General features: G+C 43.9%; 17 protein-coding genes and 3 tRNA genes. 11 read left to right on the forward strand and 9 right to left on the reverse strand.

Annotated elements, in window-relative coordinates:
* Positions 1 to 23 precede the first annotated feature (23 nt).
* The 3 genes from BLQ60_RS04450 to pilB are packed head-to-tail and all read right to left on the reverse strand — an operon-like array spanning position 24 to position 3850.
* Positions 24 to 884 carry a prepilin peptidase gene (locus BLQ60_RS04450; protein WP_092616637.1) on the reverse strand — a complete coding sequence of 287 codons (861 nt, stop codon included), beginning with the start codon at positions 882 to 884 and terminating at the stop codon, positions 24 to 26.
* On the reverse strand, positions 884 to 2113 hold the full coding sequence (locus tag BLQ60_RS04455; RefSeq protein ID WP_092616640.1) for a type II secretion system F family protein: 1230 nt from the start codon (positions 2111 to 2113) through the stop codon (positions 884 to 886). Before BLQ60_RS04455 ends, BLQ60_RS04450 begins: the two co-directional genes overlap by 1 nt.
* 30 nt (positions 2114 to 2143) lie before the next feature.
* Positions 2144 to 3850: a type IV-A pilus assembly ATPase PilB gene (pilB, locus tag BLQ60_RS04460; RefSeq protein WP_092616643.1), complete on the reverse strand. Its 1707-nt coding sequence runs from the start codon at positions 3848 to 3850 to the stop codon at positions 2144 to 2146.
* A 217-nt stretch (positions 3851 to 4067) separates the two neighbouring features.
* Between pilB and tpiA the strand changes: the two genes are divergently transcribed.
* From tpiA to BLQ60_RS04475, 3 genes are all read left to right on the forward strand, one after another.
* Positions 4068 to 4841: a triose-phosphate isomerase gene (tpiA, locus tag BLQ60_RS04465; protein WP_092616646.1), complete on the forward strand. Its 774-nt coding sequence runs from the start codon at positions 4068 to 4070 to the stop codon at positions 4839 to 4841.
* An 18-nt stretch (positions 4842 to 4859) separates the two neighbouring features.
* On the forward strand, positions 4860 to 5228 hold the full coding sequence (secG, locus tag BLQ60_RS04470; RefSeq protein ID WP_092616649.1) for a preprotein translocase subunit SecG: 369 nt from the start codon (positions 4860 to 4862) through the stop codon (positions 5226 to 5228).
* 53 nt (positions 5229 to 5281) lie between these two features.
* Positions 5282 to 5366 (forward strand) — tRNA-Leu (locus BLQ60_RS04475).
* Between the two features lie 236 nt (positions 5367 to 5602).
* On the opposite strand, the gene BLQ60_RS04480 is transcribed toward BLQ60_RS04475, so the two are convergent.
* Positions 5603 to 6955, reverse strand: coding sequence for an 8-oxoguanine deaminase (locus BLQ60_RS04480; protein WP_092616652.1), 1353 nt, complete (start codon positions 6953 to 6955; stop codon positions 5603 to 5605).
* Positions 6956 to 7236: 281 nt separating this feature from the next.
* Here BLQ60_RS04480 and BLQ60_RS04485 point away from each other — a divergent pair, with 281 nt between their 5' ends.
* From BLQ60_RS04485 to BLQ60_RS04520, 8 genes are all read left to right on the forward strand, one after another.
* Entirely contained in the window at positions 7237 to 8265 is a 1029-nt protein-coding gene (locus BLQ60_RS04485; protein WP_092616655.1) for an isopenicillin N synthase family dioxygenase, read from the forward strand.
* A gap of 66 nt (positions 8266 to 8331) precedes the next feature.
* Positions 8332 to 9372 carry an ABC transporter substrate-binding protein gene (locus BLQ60_RS04490; protein ID WP_171259047.1) on the forward strand — a complete coding sequence of 347 codons (1041 nt, stop codon included), beginning with the start codon at positions 8332 to 8334 and terminating at the stop codon, positions 9370 to 9372.
* 230 nt (positions 9373 to 9602) lie between these two features.
* Positions 9603 to 9679, forward strand: a tRNA-Met gene (locus BLQ60_RS04495).
* A gap of 113 nt (positions 9680 to 9792) precedes the next feature.
* Positions 9793 to 9869 (forward strand) — tRNA-Met (locus BLQ60_RS04500).
* 263 nt (positions 9870 to 10132) lie between these two features.
* The gene (gene rimP / locus BLQ60_RS04505) at positions 10133 to 10669 is read left to right on the forward strand and encodes a ribosome maturation factor RimP (RefSeq protein ID WP_092616661.1); all 537 of its coding nucleotides are present in this window, start codon (positions 10133 to 10135) and stop codon (positions 10667 to 10669) included.
* 31 nt (positions 10670 to 10700) lie between these two features.
* A complete protein-coding gene (nusA, locus tag BLQ60_RS04510) occupies positions 10701 to 12185 on the forward strand; it encodes a transcription termination factor NusA (protein WP_092616664.1) in 1485 nt (494 codons plus the stop codon).
* Between the two features lie 14 nt (positions 12186 to 12199).
* On the forward strand, positions 12200 to 14905 hold the full coding sequence (gene infB, locus BLQ60_RS04515; protein ID WP_092616667.1) for a translation initiation factor IF-2: 2706 nt from the start codon (positions 12200 to 12202) through the stop codon (positions 14903 to 14905).
* Positions 14905 to 15306 (forward strand): ribosome-binding factor A, encoded by a 402-nt coding sequence (locus BLQ60_RS04520; protein WP_092616670.1) that lies wholly within the window; start codon positions 14905 to 14907, stop codon positions 15304 to 15306. The genes infB and BLQ60_RS04520 overlap by 1 nt, the downstream gene beginning before the upstream one ends.
* 126 nt (positions 15307 to 15432) lie before the next feature.
* Here the strand turns inward: BLQ60_RS04520 and BLQ60_RS04525 are convergent, their stop codons facing one another.
* From BLQ60_RS04525 to BLQ60_RS04545, 5 genes are all read right to left on the reverse strand, one after another.
* The gene (locus BLQ60_RS04525) at positions 15433 to 15903 is read right to left on the reverse strand and encodes an RrF2 family transcriptional regulator (RefSeq protein ID WP_092616673.1); all 471 of its coding nucleotides are present in this window, start codon (positions 15901 to 15903) and stop codon (positions 15433 to 15435) included.
* Positions 15904 to 16033: 130 nt separating this feature from the next.
* A complete protein-coding gene (gene hmpA, locus BLQ60_RS04530) occupies positions 16034 to 17245 on the reverse strand; it encodes an NO-inducible flavohemoprotein (RefSeq protein WP_092617399.1) in 1212 nt (403 codons plus the stop codon).
* Positions 17246 to 17442: 197 nt separating this feature from the next.
* Positions 17443 to 18045 (reverse strand): hypothetical protein, encoded by a 603-nt coding sequence (locus BLQ60_RS04535; RefSeq protein ID WP_143005179.1) that lies wholly within the window; start codon positions 18043 to 18045, stop codon positions 17443 to 17445.
* A 208-nt stretch (positions 18046 to 18253) separates the two neighbouring features.
* Entirely contained in the window at positions 18254 to 18703 is a 450-nt protein-coding gene (locus tag BLQ60_RS04540; protein WP_092616679.1) for a DUF2147 domain-containing protein, read from the reverse strand.
* Between the two features lie 151 nt (positions 18704 to 18854).
* Complete coding sequence (locus tag BLQ60_RS04545; protein WP_092616682.1) at positions 18855 to 19850, reverse strand: helix-turn-helix transcriptional regulator; 996 nt, start codon at positions 19848 to 19850, stop codon at positions 18855 to 18857.
* Positions 19851 to 19860 lie beyond the last annotated feature (10 nt).

Here is a 19860-nt window from a genome sequence, read left to right on the forward strand (position 1 = left end):
CTCTTGAAGCCATGAGAAAATAATTAGCCACCTAAGTAGACGGTCATGATCTGCTCACCATAAAGAAAAGCAATCCAACCCGCAATCGCCAGATAAGGACCAAAAGCAAAGGGTTTATTTTCTTTAGTCATCTTTAGCAGAATAATACCGATGATTGCGCCAACCACAGAGGAGAGTAGGATAATCAAAGGCAGTTGCAGTGGTCCAAGCCAAGCGCCAAGCGCAGCTAAGAGCTTGAAATCCCCATGTCCCATACCTTCTTTACCAGTAACTAATTTGAAAATGATATACACTGACCAGAGCGATAAAAAACCCAATAAACAACCCCAAATTGCCTGTGTTGGTGTGGCAAAAAGGCTGTAACTGTTCACTGCCAAGCCAAGACCAATCAACGGATAAGTCAGTCGATCAGGGAGCAGTTGCGTATCAAAATCGATACCCGTTAAAGCAATCAAAATCCACGTAAAAATTAATCCAAAAAAGGTTTCTATGCTGACACCAAATTTAAAGGCGATGAGTATAGAGCACAGCATGGTGGCGATTTCGACAAAAGGATAGCGAAAAGAAATCGGTGTTTTACATTGACTGCATTTGCCACGCAATAACAGTAACCAGCTCACCACTGGAATATTTTCATACCAGCGAATACGGTGCTGGCAGTTGGGGCAAGTCGATGCAGGATGGCTTAATGTCAACTTTTCCTGATCGATCAGCGCTTGTTCAGGATGTAAAAACAGTTGGCATTCTTGTCGCCATTCTTGTTGCATCATTCTCGGCAGACGCAGAATAACGACATTTAAAAAACTACCAACACATAGCCCTAAAATGGCAATACAGATATAAAACAAAATCAAATTGTTTTGAAAGATGTCGACGATTTGCATTAAACCACAGAACCCATTTGGAAGATTGGGAGGTACATCGCAATCACCAGACCGCCAACCAAGACACCAAGAATCGCCATAATTAAAGGCTCCATCATACTGGTTAAGCCATCAACAGCGTTGTCTACTTCATTTTCAAAGTGCGTAGCGACTTTATCGAGCATTGCATCTAATGCACCAGATTCTTCACCAATGGCAACCATTTGCACAGCCATACTTGGGAAAAGCTGGGTTTGACGCATAGAAAATTGTAGCTGTTGTCCTGTCGCAACATCATCTCGGATACCGAGTACCGCTTTTTCATATACCACGTTGTTGGTTGCACCAGCGGTAGATTCCAGTGCATCGATCAATGGCACACCAGCGGCGAAGGTAGTGGCGAGGGTGCGACTGTAACGGGCAATAATTGATTTATAGACCAAATCGCCAAAAATCGGAAGTTTTAAAGAAAGTTTATCAAGGAAGTCACTAAATTTTTTACTGCGTTGTTTGGCTTCAAGAAAACCAAAAACAACTGCACCAATACCCAAAATTAAGAAGAACCAATATTTCTGCATCCATTCCGACATATGAACCACCATTTGGGTAAATGCAGGCAGATCAGCGCCAAATGAACTGAACAAGTCTTCAAAAACAGGGACGACTTTGACCATCAAAATAATGGTGACGATAATCGCCACCACGATGACAGTGGCAGGATATTTCATGGCTTTTTTAATTTTCTGCTTGAGTAATTCGCTTTTCTCTTTATAGATTGCAACGCGATCCAGCATGGTTTCCAGCGCACCCGACTGCTCACCTGACTCAACCAATGAGCAAAATAAATTATCGAAATATTTTGGATATTTACGCAGTGCCCCAGCAAAGGTATTGCCGCCTTCGACTTCACCTTTTATACCGAGCACCACTTCTCGCATGGCTGGATTTTCTAAGCCTTCAGCAACGATTTCAAAAGACTGTACTAATGGCACACCCGCTTTCATCATCGTAGCAAGTTGGCGTGTAAAAATCGTAATATCGAGCGTGGTAACTTTTTTCTTAAATAATTTATTTAAGAATTCTATTTCACGCTTTTGGGCAATTTTTCGAACGGTAATGCCTTGTTTTCTCAAGGTGACTTTTGCCAGTGCCATATTTTTGGCGGGCAAATCCCCTTTGATTTTTAACCCCTTGCGATCCACCCCTTCATAGCTAAAGGTCGGCATCAATTGTGCTTTTTTTACTGCCATGACGATTCCTTATTTCATATTTCTCAAAAATTATTCACTGGTCACACGATTCACTTCTTGTAAAGTGGTTATCCCCTGCATGACTTTTAACAGCCCCGAACGTCTTAAATTATTAAAGCCTGCTTTGGCGGAGGCGGCTGCAATCTCTAAGGCATTGCCGTCTTCCATAATAATTTTGGCGATTTCAGCATTGACCTTCATCACCTCATAGATACCGACACGCCCTTTATAGCCTTCACGGCACTCTGGACAGCCCACTGCTTCAAACAATTGAAATTCTGGATGGGCAAGATCGTCTTCGCTAAAGCCCATTTCAAGTAAGCTGTGCTGCGGGATATCGGCAGGTTTTTTACATTGACTGCATAAGCGCCGTGCCAAGCGCTGGGCAATTACCAAATTCACTGAAGTGGCAATATTAAAAGAGGGTACACCCATATTGCGGAGACGTGTCAGAGTTTCTGGTGCACTGTTGGTGTGTAGCGTCGACATGACCATGTGACCTGTTTGTGCCGCTTTAATCGCAATTTCAGCTGTCTCTAGGTCACGAATCTCACCAACCATGATGATGTCTGGGTCTTGACGCAAAAAGGATTTGAGTGCAGCAGAGAAGGACAGTCCCACTTTATTGTTGACGTTAACTTGGTTGATCCCTTGTAGGTTAATCTCCACAGGGTCTTCTGCCGTTGAAATATTGGAATCTTCGGTATTTAAAATATTTAAACCCGTGTAGAGCGATACTGTTTTACCTGAACCTGTTGGTCCTGTAATCAACAGCATACCCTGCGGTTTTTCCAAGGCTTCCATAAACAAGGCTTTTTGATCAGCCTCATAACCTAATGCGTCAATGCCGAGCATAGCACTGGATGGATCGAGGATACGCAGTACAATTTTTTCGCCGAATAAGGTCGGTAAAGAGTTGACACGAAAGTCGATGGCTTTGGTCTTAGAGAGCTTGAGTTTAATACGACCATCTTGTGGGACACGTTTTTCAGAAATGTCCATTTGAGACATGACTTTTAAGCGAGAGGCGAGTCGATTGGATAGCTGTAATGGCGGACGGATGATTTCACGTAATACCCCATCAACACGATAGCGCACCCGATACATTTTTTCATAGGGTTCAAAATGCAAGTCTGACGCACCCATGCGAATCGCATCCACCAAGAGCTTGTTAATATATTTAACAATTGGTGCTTCTTCTTGTGCCTCGCCTTCATCGGGTTCATCTAAAGAGGTATTCTCATCAGCAACTTCGAGTTCAAAGTCTTCATCACCAAAGTCAAAATTGTCTTCTTCTTGATAATACAGCGCTATGAATTTGCTGAGTTTATTTTGCTCAACGATGACACTTTGCAGATTCATTTTACTGTTAAAACGAATCGCTTCCATCGCATCTAAGCGTGTTGGATCACTGGTGGCAACGACTAACGTACCGCCACGTTGCATGAGCGGAATCACTTGATGTTGGATCACCAGCTTTTCGCCGACAGCCTCTTTGGGTAAAACGGCAGGATCGTAAGCATCGAGATCAAAAATGGGCTCAGCAAACTCAGTGGAAATTGCCGATGCGATTTTAAGCCCTTGCACATTAAACTCTTCAACCAAAACCGAGGTTAACGATTGTTTATTGCGCCGAGCTTGATCTTGCGCCTTTTGCATAGACTCTGCGCTGATCACCCCATCAGCGACTAATCGTTTGGCATACCCTGAAAAGGTGTTTTGACTCGTTGCTAGCATAATATCAATTCAACTCATCCATATGTTCATTATGTTTTGCGGATTTTTCTAGTTAACAATATAACACAAATTCACAACCATCCAACTAAAATCAAAAATTATGATAGCGATTTCAAGTGCTTTAAGTGACTTTGTGATGCTCAAGTCAGGCGTTGCTTATCAACAGCGATAAAAAAGTATAAAATATGCCGATTTTTAAAATATAGAGCAAATCTTTATGAGCCAACCTGTGCGACAGCAATGGGTGATTGGGAACTGGAAGCTGAATCCAAGTTTTATCGATGCCAAAAAATTATTTACCAGCATACAAGCGCAACTTGCTGATCGTACCGATGCGTGTCAGGTGGCGATTGCACCACCTGCGCCTTATTTGGGACTACTGGTCGAACAGGCAGAACAGCTTGCGATTGCTGCACAAGACGTATCTTTTGTGTCTGGGTTTGGTGCATTTACGGGCGAGGTGAGTGCGCATTTGCTTCAAAATATGGCAGTCAATCTGGTGATTATTGGGCATTCCGAGCGTCGTGAACTCTTCGGTGATGATGTCAAAATGCTTCAGTCTAAAATCTTGCAGGCTCGAGCGGCGAATTTAAAAATTATTTACTGTGTTGGTGAAAGCCTTGCTCAGCGTGAGTCTGGGCAAGCAGAATCAGTGGTGATGCAGCAGCTTGATGATTTAAAACAGGTATTGTCGGCTGAAGATTGGGCGCACATCATTATTGCGTATGAACCGATTTGGGCGATCGGCACTGGTAAGACCGCATCACCTGAAGATGCACAGCACATGCATGCGACGATTCGTCAATATTTAACACAACATACCGACTGTGCTGAGCAGTTAAGTTTGCTCTATGGTGGTAGTGTTAAAGCTGAAAATGCGGTACAGTTAGCGGCCTGCAAAGACATCGATGGTGCATTGGTAGGCGGTGCGTCACTTGATGCAACCAGTTTTATGGCAATTATCAATGCGTTTTCGCAGTCCAACGATTAATCATTATTAGGTGAGATCATGTATAGCTTCGTACTCGTCGTGCATATTTTATTGGCGATATTAATGATTGCGTTGATTTTGGTGCAGCACGGCAAAGGTGCTGATGCGGGTGCGTCATTCGGTGGTGGCGGTGCTGCAACAGTATTTGGTGCATCTGGTTCGGGTAATTTTATGACCCGTTTGACGGCGATTTTAACTGCGCTGTTTTTTGTTACCAGTTTGACTTTGGCAGTGTATGCGAAAAAACAAACCCAATCGGTGAATGTTTTACCTGGCGCTGAGCAAGTCCAACAAAATACTGCACCTGTAGTGCCTGCACAGTCGACCACACCTGCCAATACGACATCGACTGAAACTTCGACAAACGCACCAACAAATTCACAATAAATAAAAAATAGGCTTTTCTTTTTTGAAAGAACGGTCTATTATGCACGCCTGTTGCGGTGGTGGTGGAATTGGTAGACACGCTACCTTGAGGTGGTAGTGCTTTCGGGCGTGGGGGTTCAAGTCCCCCCTTCCGCACCAATATTTTTTTGATCTTGAGTGAAATGCTTGAATTCAAATAAATATTGACCAGATGAGAAAAGAGCTTAAATCGAAAGATTTAGGCTTTTTTTGTGTCTGAAATTTGCAGAAGTGGCGTCAACTCGCTGAGAAAGTAGAGCGTTATTCTGTGATGGATTAAAGCCAGTAATTGGCAATGGCATAAATAAAAAAAAGATTGGCACGATCACCAATCTTCATCTATTGCGAAATATCAATTAGCTGGCTAATAGTTGTTTGGCGGCAGCACGATGTTTGGCGCTGAGTTCATCGAGATCGAGATTTTGTATTTCACGATGCTTCACCACCCAGTTGCCTTTCACCATAACGTGTTCCGCATGATCGGCACCACAAAGCAAGAGTGCAGCAACGGGATCATGACTCCCAGAGAATTTAATTTCATCGAGCGTGTAGCATGCCAAATCTGCTTGGAAGTTTGGTGCAATTTGCCCAAGGTGGTCTTGGCGCCCTAAAAGTTTGGCAGAACCTTGTGTTGCCCAGCCGAGTGCAAGCTCAGGGGTAATGGTTTCAGCACCATATTTGAGACGTTGTAGATACAGCGCTTGACGGGCTTCAAGCAGCAGGTTGGAGGCATCGCCAGATGCTGAGCCATCCACGCCAAGTCCAATCGTCGCACCAGCGTTCAGCAGATCAATAGTCGGGCAAATCCCTGAGGCAAGACGCATATTAGAATGTGGGCAGTGACAAATGCCGACTTGTGCTTTGCCGAGGCGTTGGATTTCTTTAGCATTAAAATGAATGCCGTGTGCAAGCCATGTGCGACTATTGAGCCAATTGACGCTTTCCAGATAATCGACCGTGCGCATGCCAAATTTTTCTAAACAATAGTTTTCTTCATCAATGGTTTCGGCGAGATGGGTGTGCATTCTGACATCCATTTGCTCGGCGATTTTGGCAGTTTCGATCATCACTTCTTGGGTCACTGAGAACGGCGAGCACGGTGCAAGCGCAATGTTGATCATGGCATCTTCACCACGTTGATGGTATTGCTGGATCAGGCGTTTTGAATCATCGAGGATGATTTGCATGTCTTGAATGGTGCTTTGTGGTGGTAGCCCGCCATCTTCTTCACCTAAACTCATTGAGCCACGTGTGAGCATGACACGTAGTCCAATCTCACTAGCAGCTTGGATTTGAATATCGATGGCGCTATTCAGTTGTTTTGGAAATAAGTAGTGATGATCAGCCGCCATGGTGCAACCTGAGAGCAGTAGTTCGGCTAGGGCAACCTGCGTGGCGAGATGCAATTGGTCTTCATCAAGATTTGCCCAGACAGGGTATAGGGTGGTCAGCCAAGAAAATAAGGGTTTATTGACCACGGGTGTCCATGCACGAGTTAAGGTCTGGAAAAAATGATGATGGCAGTTGATTAAGCCTGGAGTAATCACCAAATTGCTGGCGTCAAAAGTCTGATCAATCGGCTGGCTTGGGCTGTGTCCTTTGGCGATCAATTCGATGATTTTACCATTTTCGATGACGATGCCATTGGATGCATCTAAATCATTGGCGGTAAATATGGCTAAAGGGTTTTTGATCCATAATTTTGACATGGTGCACTCAACTAAATAAATGAAATTTGAATAAAGCAAATACCATATTTGGACAAAGCAAATCTTATACCAAGTGAAGAATTAAGCTGGAGTGCGACAGTAGAAAATGATTTGGCATGCAAGTTGCTAATTTAATTTGCGTGGGTACAACGGTAAACAGCACGATTTCAATCGAGGTGTTGGAAACTACTCTCAACAAAGATTCATCTCATTGCATTTCATCACATTTGAATCGCCTCTGAGTTGAATTGATTTTGAAGATAGTTTCATGAGGAAATGCAATGCCTTTACCCCTTTTAGATTTAGCCAAAACCCGTTCATTACAACTCGATCAGCTCCCCGCAGATCTACAGGGTTTAGCGCCACATCAACAACAAGATCTAGCGCAGACCGTGGCGCTACTGCGTGAAGCGGCAACAACATCGGGTTTCTTTTATATCCAAAACCACGGTATTGCCCCAAAAATATTGGCACGGCAGTTCGAGATTGCTCAAACATTTTTTGAATTACCACGCCATCTCAAAATGCACTATAGCCATCAATACAAAGCGGGCTTTCGGGGCTATGAAGCCTTTAAAGGACAGCAATTGGATGTCGAGTCAGAGCCTGATTTAAAAGAGGGATTTTACTGTGGGCGAAATTATGCGCCTGATCATCCCTATGTGATTGCAGGCTATCAAGGTTATTCTGAAAATCGATGGCCGAATGCGGTCGTTGCTGATTTTGAGCGAGATAGCTTGCGTTATATCGAAGCCATGGTGCAGCTTTCACAGCATTTGATGCAACTGTTGGCGTTGTCATTGAAGCTACCCGCCAATTATTTCGATCAAAGCTGTATTGATCCGATGCTGACCTTGCGCATGATTCGTTATCCGAGTCACCCTGAGGGTGCAACTGAAAAAACCTTTGGTGCGGGAGCGCATACCGACTGGGGTGCATTGACCATTTTGGCACAAGATGATTTAGGTGGTTTAGAGGTTTGTATGCCAGATGGCACATGGTTGGACGCAACGCCAATCAAAGGCACCTTTGTGGTCAATCTTGGTGACATGATTCCACGCTGGACCAATGGCTTATATCACTCCAATCCACATCGGGTACGCAATAGATATTCTCAAGGCAAGCCACGCTATTCCATTCCATTTTTTTATGAACCTGATTATTTGGCAGAGATTTCGGCTGTACCTGGAACAGTGGCGGACGGTGAGCAAGCGAAATATCGTCCTTGCACAGCGGGCGAGCATCTACAGGAAATGTATCAGCGCTCCTATGGATTTTTAAAAAAATCAGGGCAAACCGCGCAAAACTAAGGCGCAAATGAATCGGCATGAAATTGCATGTGGGTTATTATTTTTAATGAGGGTGAGGTGTTGACAATGAAAAAGATGTTATACAAGACGTTGTGCAGTGGCGTGGTTGCCAGTTTGGCATTAACCGCGTGCTCTAAACCTGAAGCAGATGCCAGTGCATCGAGCAAAACAGATGCGAGCGCAAGTACAGAGAAGACTTTAAAGCCATTTCATTTCTTGACCAATTGGTATGCAGAAGCTGAACATGGTGGCTATTATCAAGCCAAAGCCAAAGACTTTTATAAAGATGCGGGACTCGATGTCACCATTCAAATGGGTGGACCACAGGTCAATAACTATCAATTATTGGGGGCGAAAAAAGCGGATTGTGCCATTGGGGCGGATATTGCGACCCTAAATGCCATTAGTCAGGGTGTTGGCGTAACCACAGTAGCAACAGCATTTCAAAAAGAATTGATTGTATTAATTGCACATGATGATGTGAGCAAAATCGAACAGCTCAAAGATAAAACCTTACTGATTGATTCGGTGTCGATGTCGAGCTGGTATCCGTGGTTTAAGGCGAAGTATGGCTTGGACGATGCGACAGTGAAGCCATATACCTTTAATATTCAGCCATTTATGGTCAATAAAGATTATGTGCAACAAGGCTATTTTTCATCTGAGCCGTATGCACTTGAGCAAGCGGGCGCTAAGTTTAAAGTCTTTTTCCTCAGTGACTATGATTATCCATCCTATGGCAATGCGGTGGTGTGTCGTACCGATGTGATTCAAGAGCGCCCTGAGGAAGTCAAAGCCTTTTTGGCAGCGACGATGAAAGGCTGGAAGTCTTATCTTGAAGACTCTAAGGCGGGTGATGCCTTGATCTTTAAGGATAATCCACAAATGACTCAAGGTCAGATTGATTATGCGATTGATAAAATCAAGCAACATCAATTTGTCACAGGTGGTGATGCCGCAACCATGGGGATCGGTATTATCACGCCAGAACGCATGAAAGTAATCCATCAAATGTCAGTCGATTTGGGCTTGATCGATGCGGCTAAAGCGCCACTGGAAAAATTCTATGATGATCGCTTTATCAAGGAAATCAAGGAAATGCCTTAAAACATCACGGTGAAATCCGATTGTGCAATCAGAAATGTTAATGCGTGGGTGTAAGGGGATGGTGATTTGCTGGTGTTTTAAGCAAATAGCATCAAATTTTGCGAATTGTGAGAAAATAATGCAAAGTCCCCTTGCAAACTGATTTTAAAGTGGTAGACTTGCCGCACTGTTTTTAGTGGTCTAAATGATTTGAGATAATTTTTTAGAATAAACTAAAAACGATTGGTTGATGCGGGATGGAGCAGTCTGGTAGCTCGTCGGGCTCATAACCCGAAGGTCGTTGGTTCAAATCCAGCTCCCGCTACCAAAACCAGAATACAAATGATCTCAATACGCCACTGATCATGGTGGAGATGGTTTGTAGAACAAAGGCTTTACATTGACTTTTGTTCAAATCGCACTATAATTTGTGCACATTGATGCGGGATGGAGCAGTCTGGTAGCTCGTCGGGCTCATAACCCGAAGGTCGTTGGTTCAAATCCAGCTCCCGCTACCAAGTTTCTGAAGAGAGGCTCACAATGAAAGGTGGGCCTTTTTGCACAGTAGATTTTGAAAAATTGAATGTTGAAAAATGAATTTTAAAACATTTGACTTTGAAACATTGTGTATTTAAAAAGGGGGCGAAATGCGCCCTTTTTTGTTGGCTAAAGTGATTGATCTTGGTTGTCTGTGAGGATTGTGGCGTCTGCCATCAATCGGTCAAATTTGTATGCTTCACTATTAGCGCCTATTAGCCTTAGATTTCTATGACGAGATTCGATGAAATTATCCAATAAAACGCAAGCACTATTTGACATGATTGCACCTGCGGTCGCAGCCTGCGATGTCGAGTTGTGGGGTTTGGAATTCTTACCACAGGGCAAGCGTTCATTATTAAGAATTTATATTGATAAGCCTGTAGACCCAAATGCACCAAGCACTGAGGTGCAAAGCGTGGATGAAAATGGCGAGCCTGATCAAGGTCGTGGTATCGGCGTGCAAGATTGTGTCAACGTGACCCATCAGGTGGGTGCACTGCTCGATGTGCATGATCCGATTTCAGGTGAATATAGTCTTGAAGTCTCGTCACCAGGTTGGGATCGTCCATTTTTTAGTTTGGCGCAGATGCAAGATTATATCGGTCAGCAGGTGGCGCTACGTTTGATCACTGCGGTGGACAATCGTCGTAAGTTTCAAGCCAAATTGGTTGCTGTAGATGTCGAAGCAGAAACCATTCAGGTGGAAGTGGAACAGGCACAGGTGTTAGACATTGATAGTCATAACATTGATAAAGCCAATTTGGTTTTTCAGGATTAATGGATTTTTTTGAAATTAGAAAAGGTGACTTATGAGCCGTGAGATTCTTACCGTAGTAGAAACGGTTAGTAATGAAAAAGGTGTTGGTCGTGAAGCGATTTTCCAAGCATTAGAACAAGCGCTTGTGGCTGCCACCAAAAAGAAATTCTATGAACATACGACTGCATCTGAAGCACGCTTGCGTGTAGAGATTGACCGTAAAACGGGTGAATATCGTACCTTCCGTCAATGGGAAGTGGTGGCGGATGAAGATCATGAAATGCCTGCTTGCCAAGATGCGATCTCTGATGTCGATCCTGCGGAGTGGTCAATCGGTGATATTCGTGAGCTCGAAGTCGAGTCGATTGAATTCGGTCGTATCGCAGCGCAGATCGCTAAACAAGTGATCGTGCAAAAGATTCGTGAAGCAGAGCGTGCTTTGGTTGCCGATGCCTATGAAGATAAGCTCGGCGACTTGATCTATGGTGAAGTGAAAAAACAAACCAAAGACGGTTTTATCATCGATTTGGGTGATGGCGCAGAAGCGTATTTGGCAAAAGAAGAGTCGATTCCAAAAGAGATGCTTCGTCCAAAACAGCGCATCAATGCGATCTTGTTTAATGTCAATCGTGAAGGTCGTGGTGCGCAGTTGCAACTGTCACGTGCCCGTCCTGAGATGTTGATTGCTTTGATGAGCAAAGAAGTCCCTGAGATTGCAGAAGAAATTATCGAGATCAAAGCAGCAGCTCGTCAACCGGGTGTGCGTGCCAAGATTTCTGTAAAAACCAATGATCATCGTATTGATCCAGTCGGTGCATGTATTGGTATGCGTGGTACACGTATCCAAGCGGTACAACAAGAGCTCAATGGTGAGCGTATCGATGTGGTGGTGTGGTCTGACGATCCTGCACAGTATATTGCCAGTGCGCTTGAACCTGCAGATGTGTCGGGGATTGTGCTGGATGAAGATACCTTTAGTGCAGACATTATTTTTGCCACCAATGAACAGCTTGCACGTGCGATCGGTTCACAAGGTCAAAATGTGCGTCTTGCGTCTGAATTGACAGGTTATAAGCTGAATATGATGCTTGAAGATGAGTATCGTGCCCGTCAAAGCTCTGAAAATCAGCAATATCTGGATATGTTTGTTGAGCGTTTGGATATTGATGCAGACTTGGCAGAAGCATTGGTGGAAATGGGCTTTACCTCACTGGAAGAAGTGGCGTATGTGCCTGCGGAAACCTTTGAAGAAATCGGTTTGGATGAAGAAACTGTAGGTGTGTTACAAGAGCGTGCCAAAGAAGCGACATTAACCGATGTGCTTCGTGAGCAACAAAATATGCAACATGCCACTGAAGAATTGTTAGCAATGGAGGGGATGACCCCAGAAGTTGCCCAAGCACTTGCCCAAAAAGGCATTTGCACTGTAGATGATCTGGCAGATCAAGCGATCGACGATATTATCGATATCGACGGTCTTGATACAGACAAAGCTGGTCAGCTGATCATGAAAGCCCGTGAATCGTGGTTTAACTAAAGAGGAGGTCATATATGACGGACAAGACGATACAAGAGTTAGCGAAAAGCGTAGATAGTCCAGTTGAAAAGCTCCTTGAACAAGTTCGAGCTGCTGGTTTACCACAACGCAATGCTAATGATGTGATTAGCTCTGATGAGCAAGAGAAATTGGCACAATTTAATAACGCATCGGGTGCAAAGTTGGGCGCAGGTAAAATTACTTTAAAACGTAAAACCACAGGTACGGCAAATCTTGCGGACTCCTCTGGTCGAACCAAAAAGATCAATGTTGAAGTGCGCAAAAAGCAAACTTTTGTGAAGCCTGATCCAGCAAAACTGGCAGCAGAAGCGGAGGCGAAAGCCAAAGAAGAAGCTGAACAGCAAGCTAAAGCACAGGCGAAGGCACAAGCGCAAGCGCATGAAAAAGCGCAAAGCAAAAAGCAAGCAGAGGCTGCGGAAAACAAAGCCCAAGCGACCCTTGAAGCAATGCGTGCAACGCACAATAAAGAAGCCAAGCAAGACAAGCCGACCGCTGCGGTTGTGGTGAAAAAACGCAATAGCAATGCCAAAGTTGAAGTGAAAAAAGTTGAAACTGCGGCGCAGAAAAAAGCTCGTGAGGAGCAATCTGCACAGCTGAAAGCAACTGAAGAAGCGGCTCGTCGTAAAGCGGCTGAAGAAGCACAGCAACGTACCCTTGAGCAAATGCGCAAGATGGCGAGCAAGTACGAAGGCAGTAGCACACCAACCATTAAAGTGGTAGATGATGCACCTTTGGCGGCGGGTCTAGTGGGTCAAGCCTACGAAGATTCGTTTGAAAAAGAAGATCGTGAAATCAAGCGTGGCGGTGGTAACACTGGACGTGCGCAGAAAAAAGGCGGTCGTCACAATCAGGAAGAGCAAAACTTTAACCGCTCAAGCCATAAACGTGGTTTAAAAACCAGTCAAGGCAACAAGCATGGTTTTGAAAAGCCTGTGAAAAAGCAAGTTTATGATGTGGAAATCGGTTCAACCATCGTAGTTGGTGATCTTGCACAGAAAATGGCGATCAAAGTCCGTGAAGTCATCAAAACCTTGATGAAAATGGGCGAATTGGTCACGCAAAACCAAGCCATTGACCAAGATACAGCGGTACTTGTGGTTGAAGAAATGGGTCACAATCCTGTACTTGTTTCTGATACAGCAGCCGAAGATAACTTGCTTGAACAAGCTGAGCAAAAACGTGGTGAGTTGTCGACTCGTCCACCAGTGGTGACCATCATGGGTCACGTCGATCATGGTAAAACCTCATTACTTGATCGTATTCGTCGCTCGAAAGTGGCGTCTGGTGAAGCGGGCGGTATTACTCAGCACATTGGTGCATACCATGTAGAAACTGATAAAGGCATTATCACTTTCTTAGATACTCCGGGACACGCAGCGTTTACCTCAATGCGTTCACGTGGTGCCAAAGCGACCGATATCGTGATTTTGGTGGTTGCGGCAGATGATGGTGTGATGCCACAAACTGCAGAAGCGATTGACCATGCTCGTGCTGCAGGTACACCAATTATCGTGGCGATCAACAAGATGGATAAAGAATCAGCTGATCCTGATCGTGTCTTGAATGAATTGACTGCCAAAGAAATCGTGCCTGAGCAATGGGGTGGTGATGTCCCTGTAGCGAAAGTGTCTGCACATACCGGTGATGGCATTGACGAGTTACTTGATTTGATCTTGATTCAATCAGAATTGATGGAACTTCAAGCGTCAAGTGAAGGTGCTGCGCAAGGTGTGGTGATTGAAGCACGTGTTGACAAAGGTCGTGGTGCTGTCACCTCAATCTTGGTACAAAACGGGACATTGAATATCGGTGACTTGGTTCTTGCAGGTTCATCTTATGGACGTGTACGTGCCATGACTGATGAAAATGGTAACCGTATCAAGTCGGCAGGACCTTCGATCCCAGTGGAGATTTTGGGTCTACCAGAAGCGCCAATGGCAGGTGATGAAGTGCTTGTCGTCAATGATGAGAAGAAAGCACGTGAAGTGGCTGATGCACGTTCTGACCGTGAACGTCAAAAACGTATCGACCGTCAAAGCGCAATGCGTCTTGAAAACCTCATGGCGTCTATGGGCAAACAAGATGTGCCAACTGTCAATGTGGTGATGCGTGCCGATGTACGTGGTTCGCTTGAAGCATTGAGTGTGGCGTTGACTGAGTTGTCTACTGATGAAGTACAAGTACGCATTATCAGTTCAGGTGTTGGTGCAATTACCGAATCTGACGTGATCTTGGCAGAATCTTCAGAAGCAGTATTACTGGGCTTTAATGTGCGTGCCGATACTGCAGCGCGTCAACGTTCTGATCAAGATGGTGTGGATATTCGTTACTACAGCATCATTTATGAATTGATTGACGATGTCAAAGATGCCATGAGTGGTAAGCTCGCACCTGAACATCGTGAAACGATTCTTGGTGTGGCGCAAGTGCGTGAAGTGTTCCGCTCAAGTAAGTTCGGTGCGGCTGCAGGCTGTATGGTGATGGAAGGTGTGATTCACCGTAACAAACCGATTCGTGTATTACGTGACGATGTGGTGGTGTTCCAAGGTGAATTGGAATCATTGCGTCGCTACAAAGACGTGGTTGAAGAAGTGCGTGCGGGGATGGAATGTGGTCTAGCGGTTAAAGGCTATAAAGACATTCAAGAACTGGACAAAATCGAAGTCTACGACGTACAAACCATTAAACGGAGTCTGTAATGTCAGGTCAACGCTTAAAGCGGATGGCGGATACGGTTCAGCGAGAACTCTCTGAACTGATTCGTTTGGAACTCAAAGATCCGCGTTTAGGTGGTTTAGTCACGATCTCTGCAGTCAAGGTCAGTCCTGATCTTGGCTACGCAGATGTCTATGTGACGGTGATGGGGCGTGAGCTCGAAGATGACCAATCTGAAGATGCACACAAAGACAGCCTAGATGTATTAAACAAAGCATCAGGCTTCTTGCGTCAAGAGTTGAGTCGTCGCATTAAGACACGCATCACACCACGCCTGCGTTTTCATTATGACAAGACCAATGCCTATGGTAACTATATGTTTGGTTTGATTGAAAAAGCAGTGCAAGACTTACCACCAAAAAATGATCAAAGTGATGATGAATAATCATCAATAGCGATCGAAACAACCAGACCATGCGTCTGGTTTTTTTGTGTCAAATCATTGTCGATAATAGCTATTGTTTAATTCTAAGTTTGCGTGGTGCTGGGATAGGTTAACTCTTTGCATTAGCTACGAAATCGCAGTGATGGTAATTTTGCTGAGCGCATCATCTTTATCAAGACTATAAGAAACAGGCTGATGCAGTGCATCTTGTAATTGGTAATGGTTGAGGTGTTGGTAAAACTGCTCTAAGGCTTGATCCAGTACCGACTTTAATCCACAGCTAAAACGTAGCGAGCATGCAGGCTCTAGGCAATTCACCGCTTTTTGGTCGTGCTCTAAGATGCGCACAATATCTCCCAGCGGTAGTGTATAAGCCTCGGGTGCAAGCCGAATCCCGCCACCTTTGCCCCGTGTGCTGATAATCCAACCTTGTTTGACCATAAAATGGCTGACTTTGACCAAATGATTTTCAGAAATTTTTAGGGCGCTGGCTGCCTGTGCAATGGTCATCAGCCCATTGCTTGACGCATCTTTACTCGGCTGTAGTAAAAACATCAGGAGGCGAAGACCATAGTCACTAAATTTATTGAGCTGCATATCAAGTCAAGTCAAAAAACGGGAATAAAAAAGGCGGATTAGTATAACACCATCCCGCCCTTTGCAAAGTTTCAAATACGAAGCAGTCAAGTGCAATGCCTTGCCATTACATTTGACGTCTACTGATGACTTAGCTGAGTTTTACCCCGCCAGTCCCAAAGGCTTCACTATGAATATTTTCAACAGGAATGCCACGAGCGATCAGCGCTTTTTGTTGTTCAGCCATAAACGGCATAGGTCCACAGAGGTAGTAATCTGCATCTTGTGGGAGTAGCGCATTGTCCATGCTGGCAAGATCGAGGCGACCTGCGACATCGTAGTCTTGACCAAGCACATCACTCGGTTGTGGAAATTCATAGGCTGTAAATGTGCTTAAACGTGGGAATTTGGCTTGATGCGCCTGAATGTGTTTCTTCATCGCATGTACTAAACCGCTACGACACGCATGGATAAATGTCACAGGCTGTGGCATGTCTTGAGTAATCAGTTGGTTCAACATTGCAACCATTGGTGTGAGACCGACACCGCCACTGATAAATACATTGCGTTTGTTTGGATCGATCAAGAAGAAGTTACCTGTTGGTGCAGACACTTCGATCTCAGCGCCTTCAGGCAAACTGTGCAATGTGCTAGACACCCATCCACCCGCTAGCTCACCTTTTTCGTCTTCACGCTTGACTGAGATACGCAAATAATCTGATTGTGGACTATTTGACAATGTGTATTGGCGAGGTTGTTTTAGACCTAAATCTTCGACAAAGACACGCACAGAAATATATTGTCCAGCTTCATATTTTGGTAAGTCACCGCCATCGACTGGTGCAAGATAGAATGAAGTAATTTCTTCACTTTCCACATCTTTTTTGGCGATTTTAAATTGACGCCAGCCGAGCCAACTGCCTTTGGTTTGTTGGTGCTGTTCATAGAGTGCTTTTTCAGCATTGATAAACACATCAGCAAGCTGACCATAGGCAACGCCCCACGCTTCGATGAGTGGATCATCCATTGAGATTTTGAGCACTTCACTGATCGAATGTAGCAAGTTTTCACCGACGATATTGTAGTCTGGCGCTTGGATGTTGAGGCTGACATGTTTGTGTGCAATCAGCTCAATCACTGGGGCAAGTACAGATGGATCATCAATATTCTCCGCATATGCAAGTACCGCACCTGCAAGTGCTTGTGCTTGTGCGCCACTGCGCTGATGTCCCATGTTAAAGGTTTCTTTTAAGTCTGGGTTGTTGGTGAGCATGCGATTGTAAAAATAGGAGGTGAGGGCGACACCGCTTTCACGTAGAACAGGGACTGTGGCTTTGACGAGGTCTTTTTGGCTTTCAGTAATCATGATCGTTGGCTCTTGTTTGGGTTGGTGGATTAAAAGATATATTTAAAATACACCTTTAAAGATATATTTACAATACATCTTTAAGGTAAAAAGAAAACTAACGGTTATCTGATTGAAAAGAAAGAAATTATATTTTCAGCCGATGTTCCGATAGGCACTTGATTGTTAGAAGAAATGCCTTAATCCGAGTGTGATTAATGTATGCGCATGAGCCATACACTATCAAAGAAATATTTTTTGTGGTACTCATCTGCCAAATAGTGATATTGGTAATAGCGTAAACCTAGGGAGAGTATAAAGCTGAATACAAACAAAAATATAAACCATGAAACATGAGGTGTTCTCTTAATAAAATAGCGGTATAGCACTAAAAAAGACATGGCGGATAAACTAAAATACCAAAAAAAAGCCCCATAACCCCATGCTACTATTCGTCCATTTGATGTGTAGTTAACGGGAAATACATCGAAAAAACTTAAAATCATTGACATGATGAGTAAGATTGCTAAAACGACTGAAAATTTGGAGGAGTAATTTGGTGTGATGAAAAACCGAGCCACAAAGTAAAAGAAAATATAATTACCGCAGACAGCTAGTATCCCATAATTTCCAGAGTACAAACCAAAAGGTAAATATAATGTACCCATGATTAATGTGCCAAGCCCACCAAATCCCTCACCACTTCCGATCATGATGCTTAGCTTAAAAGCAGGTAAGTATAGGCAAATGTGATAACACAACATTAAAAAAGGAATGACAAGTTTTAGATTTTTATCTGATACTGATGTGCCTGTCATATGTTCATTTATCATATTCATCTTATTTTTATTTGGTTAATGGTGGTGTAATTCTCATCATTACATAAAAAGTATAATCATCAAAGAGGAACTAAATTATTCCGAATACTTGAGAAAAGCACGAAAACATTATATGTAGTGCTTTTGAAAAATTAGCCAATCCAAGATTTCGGTATTGGCTGATTCATTGATGAATTGTTGTGTCGTGTTATTTGACACGATTCCAAATTTGCGTACCAGCTAATGCGGGTGTGCCAATATAACCACGCAATTTGAGTTGTTGACCATTGGGAGAAGTTTCAACATTGAGGCGATAAGTACGGCTTGATGCAGGATCAATCACCGAGCCCTCGGTATATTTGTTATCGGTACTTTTCTTGAGGTTTCGAATTAAGGTCATGCCTTGCAGGTTTTTACCTTTCAGCTCACCCGAGCAGGTTGTGCAGACAGGAATATTTTTCGGTTCAGACACTTGTGCCACTTTGCCTGCATAGTTACCATTTTTGTCTTTGTAAAATTGAATAATATTTAAAGGCTTGCCTGTTTTCTCATTCATGGCTTGCCATTTTGTGCCATCTAATTCGATAGACCATGCAGTTGTTGCACTCAACACACTGATGCTCATTAAAGCGACACTGAATAAAAGACCTTGTTTCATCACGGACTCACTGGATTGAAATATTGGACTTTTATGCTATGTGATCCAGTGGAAAATTCTTCATCGAAGTACGACAATGTTCCATCAAATAACGACACTTGTTTTAATGTTTGCACATGCGATAAATGATTGAAAAATAGATAAATATACATTACGAATAACGATGCCGAAAAGTGTTTGGCGTTTCGCCTGTCCATTTTTTAAAGGCTCTGGAAAACGAATTGACTTCTTGAAAACCGAGCAGATAAGACACTTCACTTGGGCTGATCGAAGATTGTGAAAGATAATGCTCGGCAAGGGAGAGCCGAGTGTCATCCAAAATACTTTGAAAATTGGTTTGTTCATCCTCAAGCAGACGTTGTAAGGTGCGTTTGCTCAGCGCCAATCTGTCCGCAATGTCCTCAATACGACTAAATCCCGCAGGCAAGCTCTCCAATAAAATGGCTTTGACTTTGTCCTGCGTGGGTATGGTGTCATCTAGGTTGGCTAGACTTTGCCGTAAATTTGGCTCGAAGAACGACCACATGGTCGGGTTGGCAGTTAAGAATGGTTTTTCACTATCTGCGAGTGAAAAGTGAATGGAAATCGTATTGCCTTGTTGTGGACGTACCCCAAAAAAGTCGTGATAACGATCTAAGTCATTTGGTAATTCGGGCAGGGTGACCCTGAGTGGTGTGACCTGACTGCGGGTGCAGAGTCGTGCCAGTTGCGTGAAAAAGATCAGCTCAGTCAGCATCATGCTATTTGGCACGGTTTCGCCCACTTGATAAAACTCAACCTCTAAACGAAACGCCTTCGTATCCTTGATTGGATGTAGGTGAATCGGTCCAATCAACTTTTTAAATAAGGCAAAGCGTTCTAGGGCGATCTGTAGATTTGGACTACATACGCAGGCAAAGATCGCAGGATCAAATAGTTCCACGGTAAGCATTTGTCCGATTTTCAGCGGTAAATGCTCAACACCTGCGCTATCTTCGAGCGCATTCCAAAACTGAAAATACTGCGCTGGTGTCAGTTCCATTTTGCCACGGTTAAAGGCATCTAGTGGCAGTGACGCCTGTCGCAACACATCTTCTGGTCGGACGCCCAAATCAATCAGAAATAGTTTCCAATTCGGCTGGAGCACAAATTTTGTGGCGTATTTCATGGCGAATCAC

Source organism: Acinetobacter marinus (assembly GCF_900096915.1).
Classification (GTDB): Bacteria; Pseudomonadota; Gammaproteobacteria; order Pseudomonadales; family Moraxellaceae; genus Acinetobacter; species Acinetobacter marinus.

Excerpts from the sequence above, each read along its gene's own strand:
- BLQ60_RS04450 (WP_092616637.1), bottom strand. The coding sequence starts at position 884 with ATGCAAATCGTCGACATCTTTCAAAACAATTTGATTTTGTTTTATATC.
- BLQ60_RS04455 (WP_092616640.1), bottom strand. The coding sequence starts at position 2,113 with ATGGCAGTAAAAAAAGCACAATTGATGCCGACCTTTAGCTATGAAGGG.
- pilB (WP_092616643.1), bottom strand. The coding sequence starts at position 3,850 with ATGCTAGCAACGAGTCAAAACACCTTTTCAGGGTATGCCAAACGATTA.
- tpiA (WP_092616646.1), top strand. The coding sequence starts at position 4,068 with ATGAGCCAACCTGTGCGACAGCAATGGGTGATTGGGAACTGGAAGCTG.
- secG (WP_092616649.1), top strand. The coding sequence starts at position 4,860 with ATGTATAGCTTCGTACTCGTCGTGCATATTTTATTGGCGATATTAATG.
- BLQ60_RS04480 (WP_092616652.1), bottom strand. The coding sequence starts at position 6,955 with ATGTCAAAATTATGGATCAAAAACCCTTTAGCCATATTTACCGCCAAT.
- BLQ60_RS04485 (WP_092616655.1), top strand. The coding sequence starts at position 7,237 with ATGCCTTTACCCCTTTTAGATTTAGCCAAAACCCGTTCATTACAACTC.
- BLQ60_RS04490 (WP_171259047.1), top strand. The coding sequence starts at position 8,332 with ATGAAAAAGATGTTATACAAGACGTTGTGCAGTGGCGTGGTTGCCAGT.
- rimP (WP_092616661.1), top strand. The coding sequence starts at position 10,133 with ATGAAATTATCCAATAAAACGCAAGCACTATTTGACATGATTGCACCT.
- nusA (WP_092616664.1), top strand. The coding sequence starts at position 10,701 with ATGAGCCGTGAGATTCTTACCGTAGTAGAAACGGTTAGTAATGAAAAA.
- infB (WP_092616667.1), top strand. The coding sequence starts at position 12,200 with ATGACGGACAAGACGATACAAGAGTTAGCGAAAAGCGTAGATAGTCCA.
- BLQ60_RS04520 (WP_092616670.1), top strand. The coding sequence starts at position 14,905 with ATGTCAGGTCAACGCTTAAAGCGGATGGCGGATACGGTTCAGCGAGAA.
- BLQ60_RS04525 (WP_092616673.1), bottom strand. The coding sequence starts at position 15,903 with ATGCAGCTCAATAAATTTAGTGACTATGGTCTTCGCCTCCTGATGTTT.
- BLQ60_RS04535 (WP_143005179.1), bottom strand. The coding sequence starts at position 18,045 with ATGACAGGCACATCAGTATCAGATAAAAATCTAAAACTTGTCATTCCT.
- BLQ60_RS04540 (WP_092616679.1), bottom strand. The coding sequence starts at position 18,703 with ATGAAACAAGGTCTTTTATTCAGTGTCGCTTTAATGAGCATCAGTGTG.
- BLQ60_RS04545 (WP_092616682.1), bottom strand. The coding sequence starts at position 19,850 with ATGAAATACGCCACAAAATTTGTGCTCCAGCCGAATTGGAAACTATTT.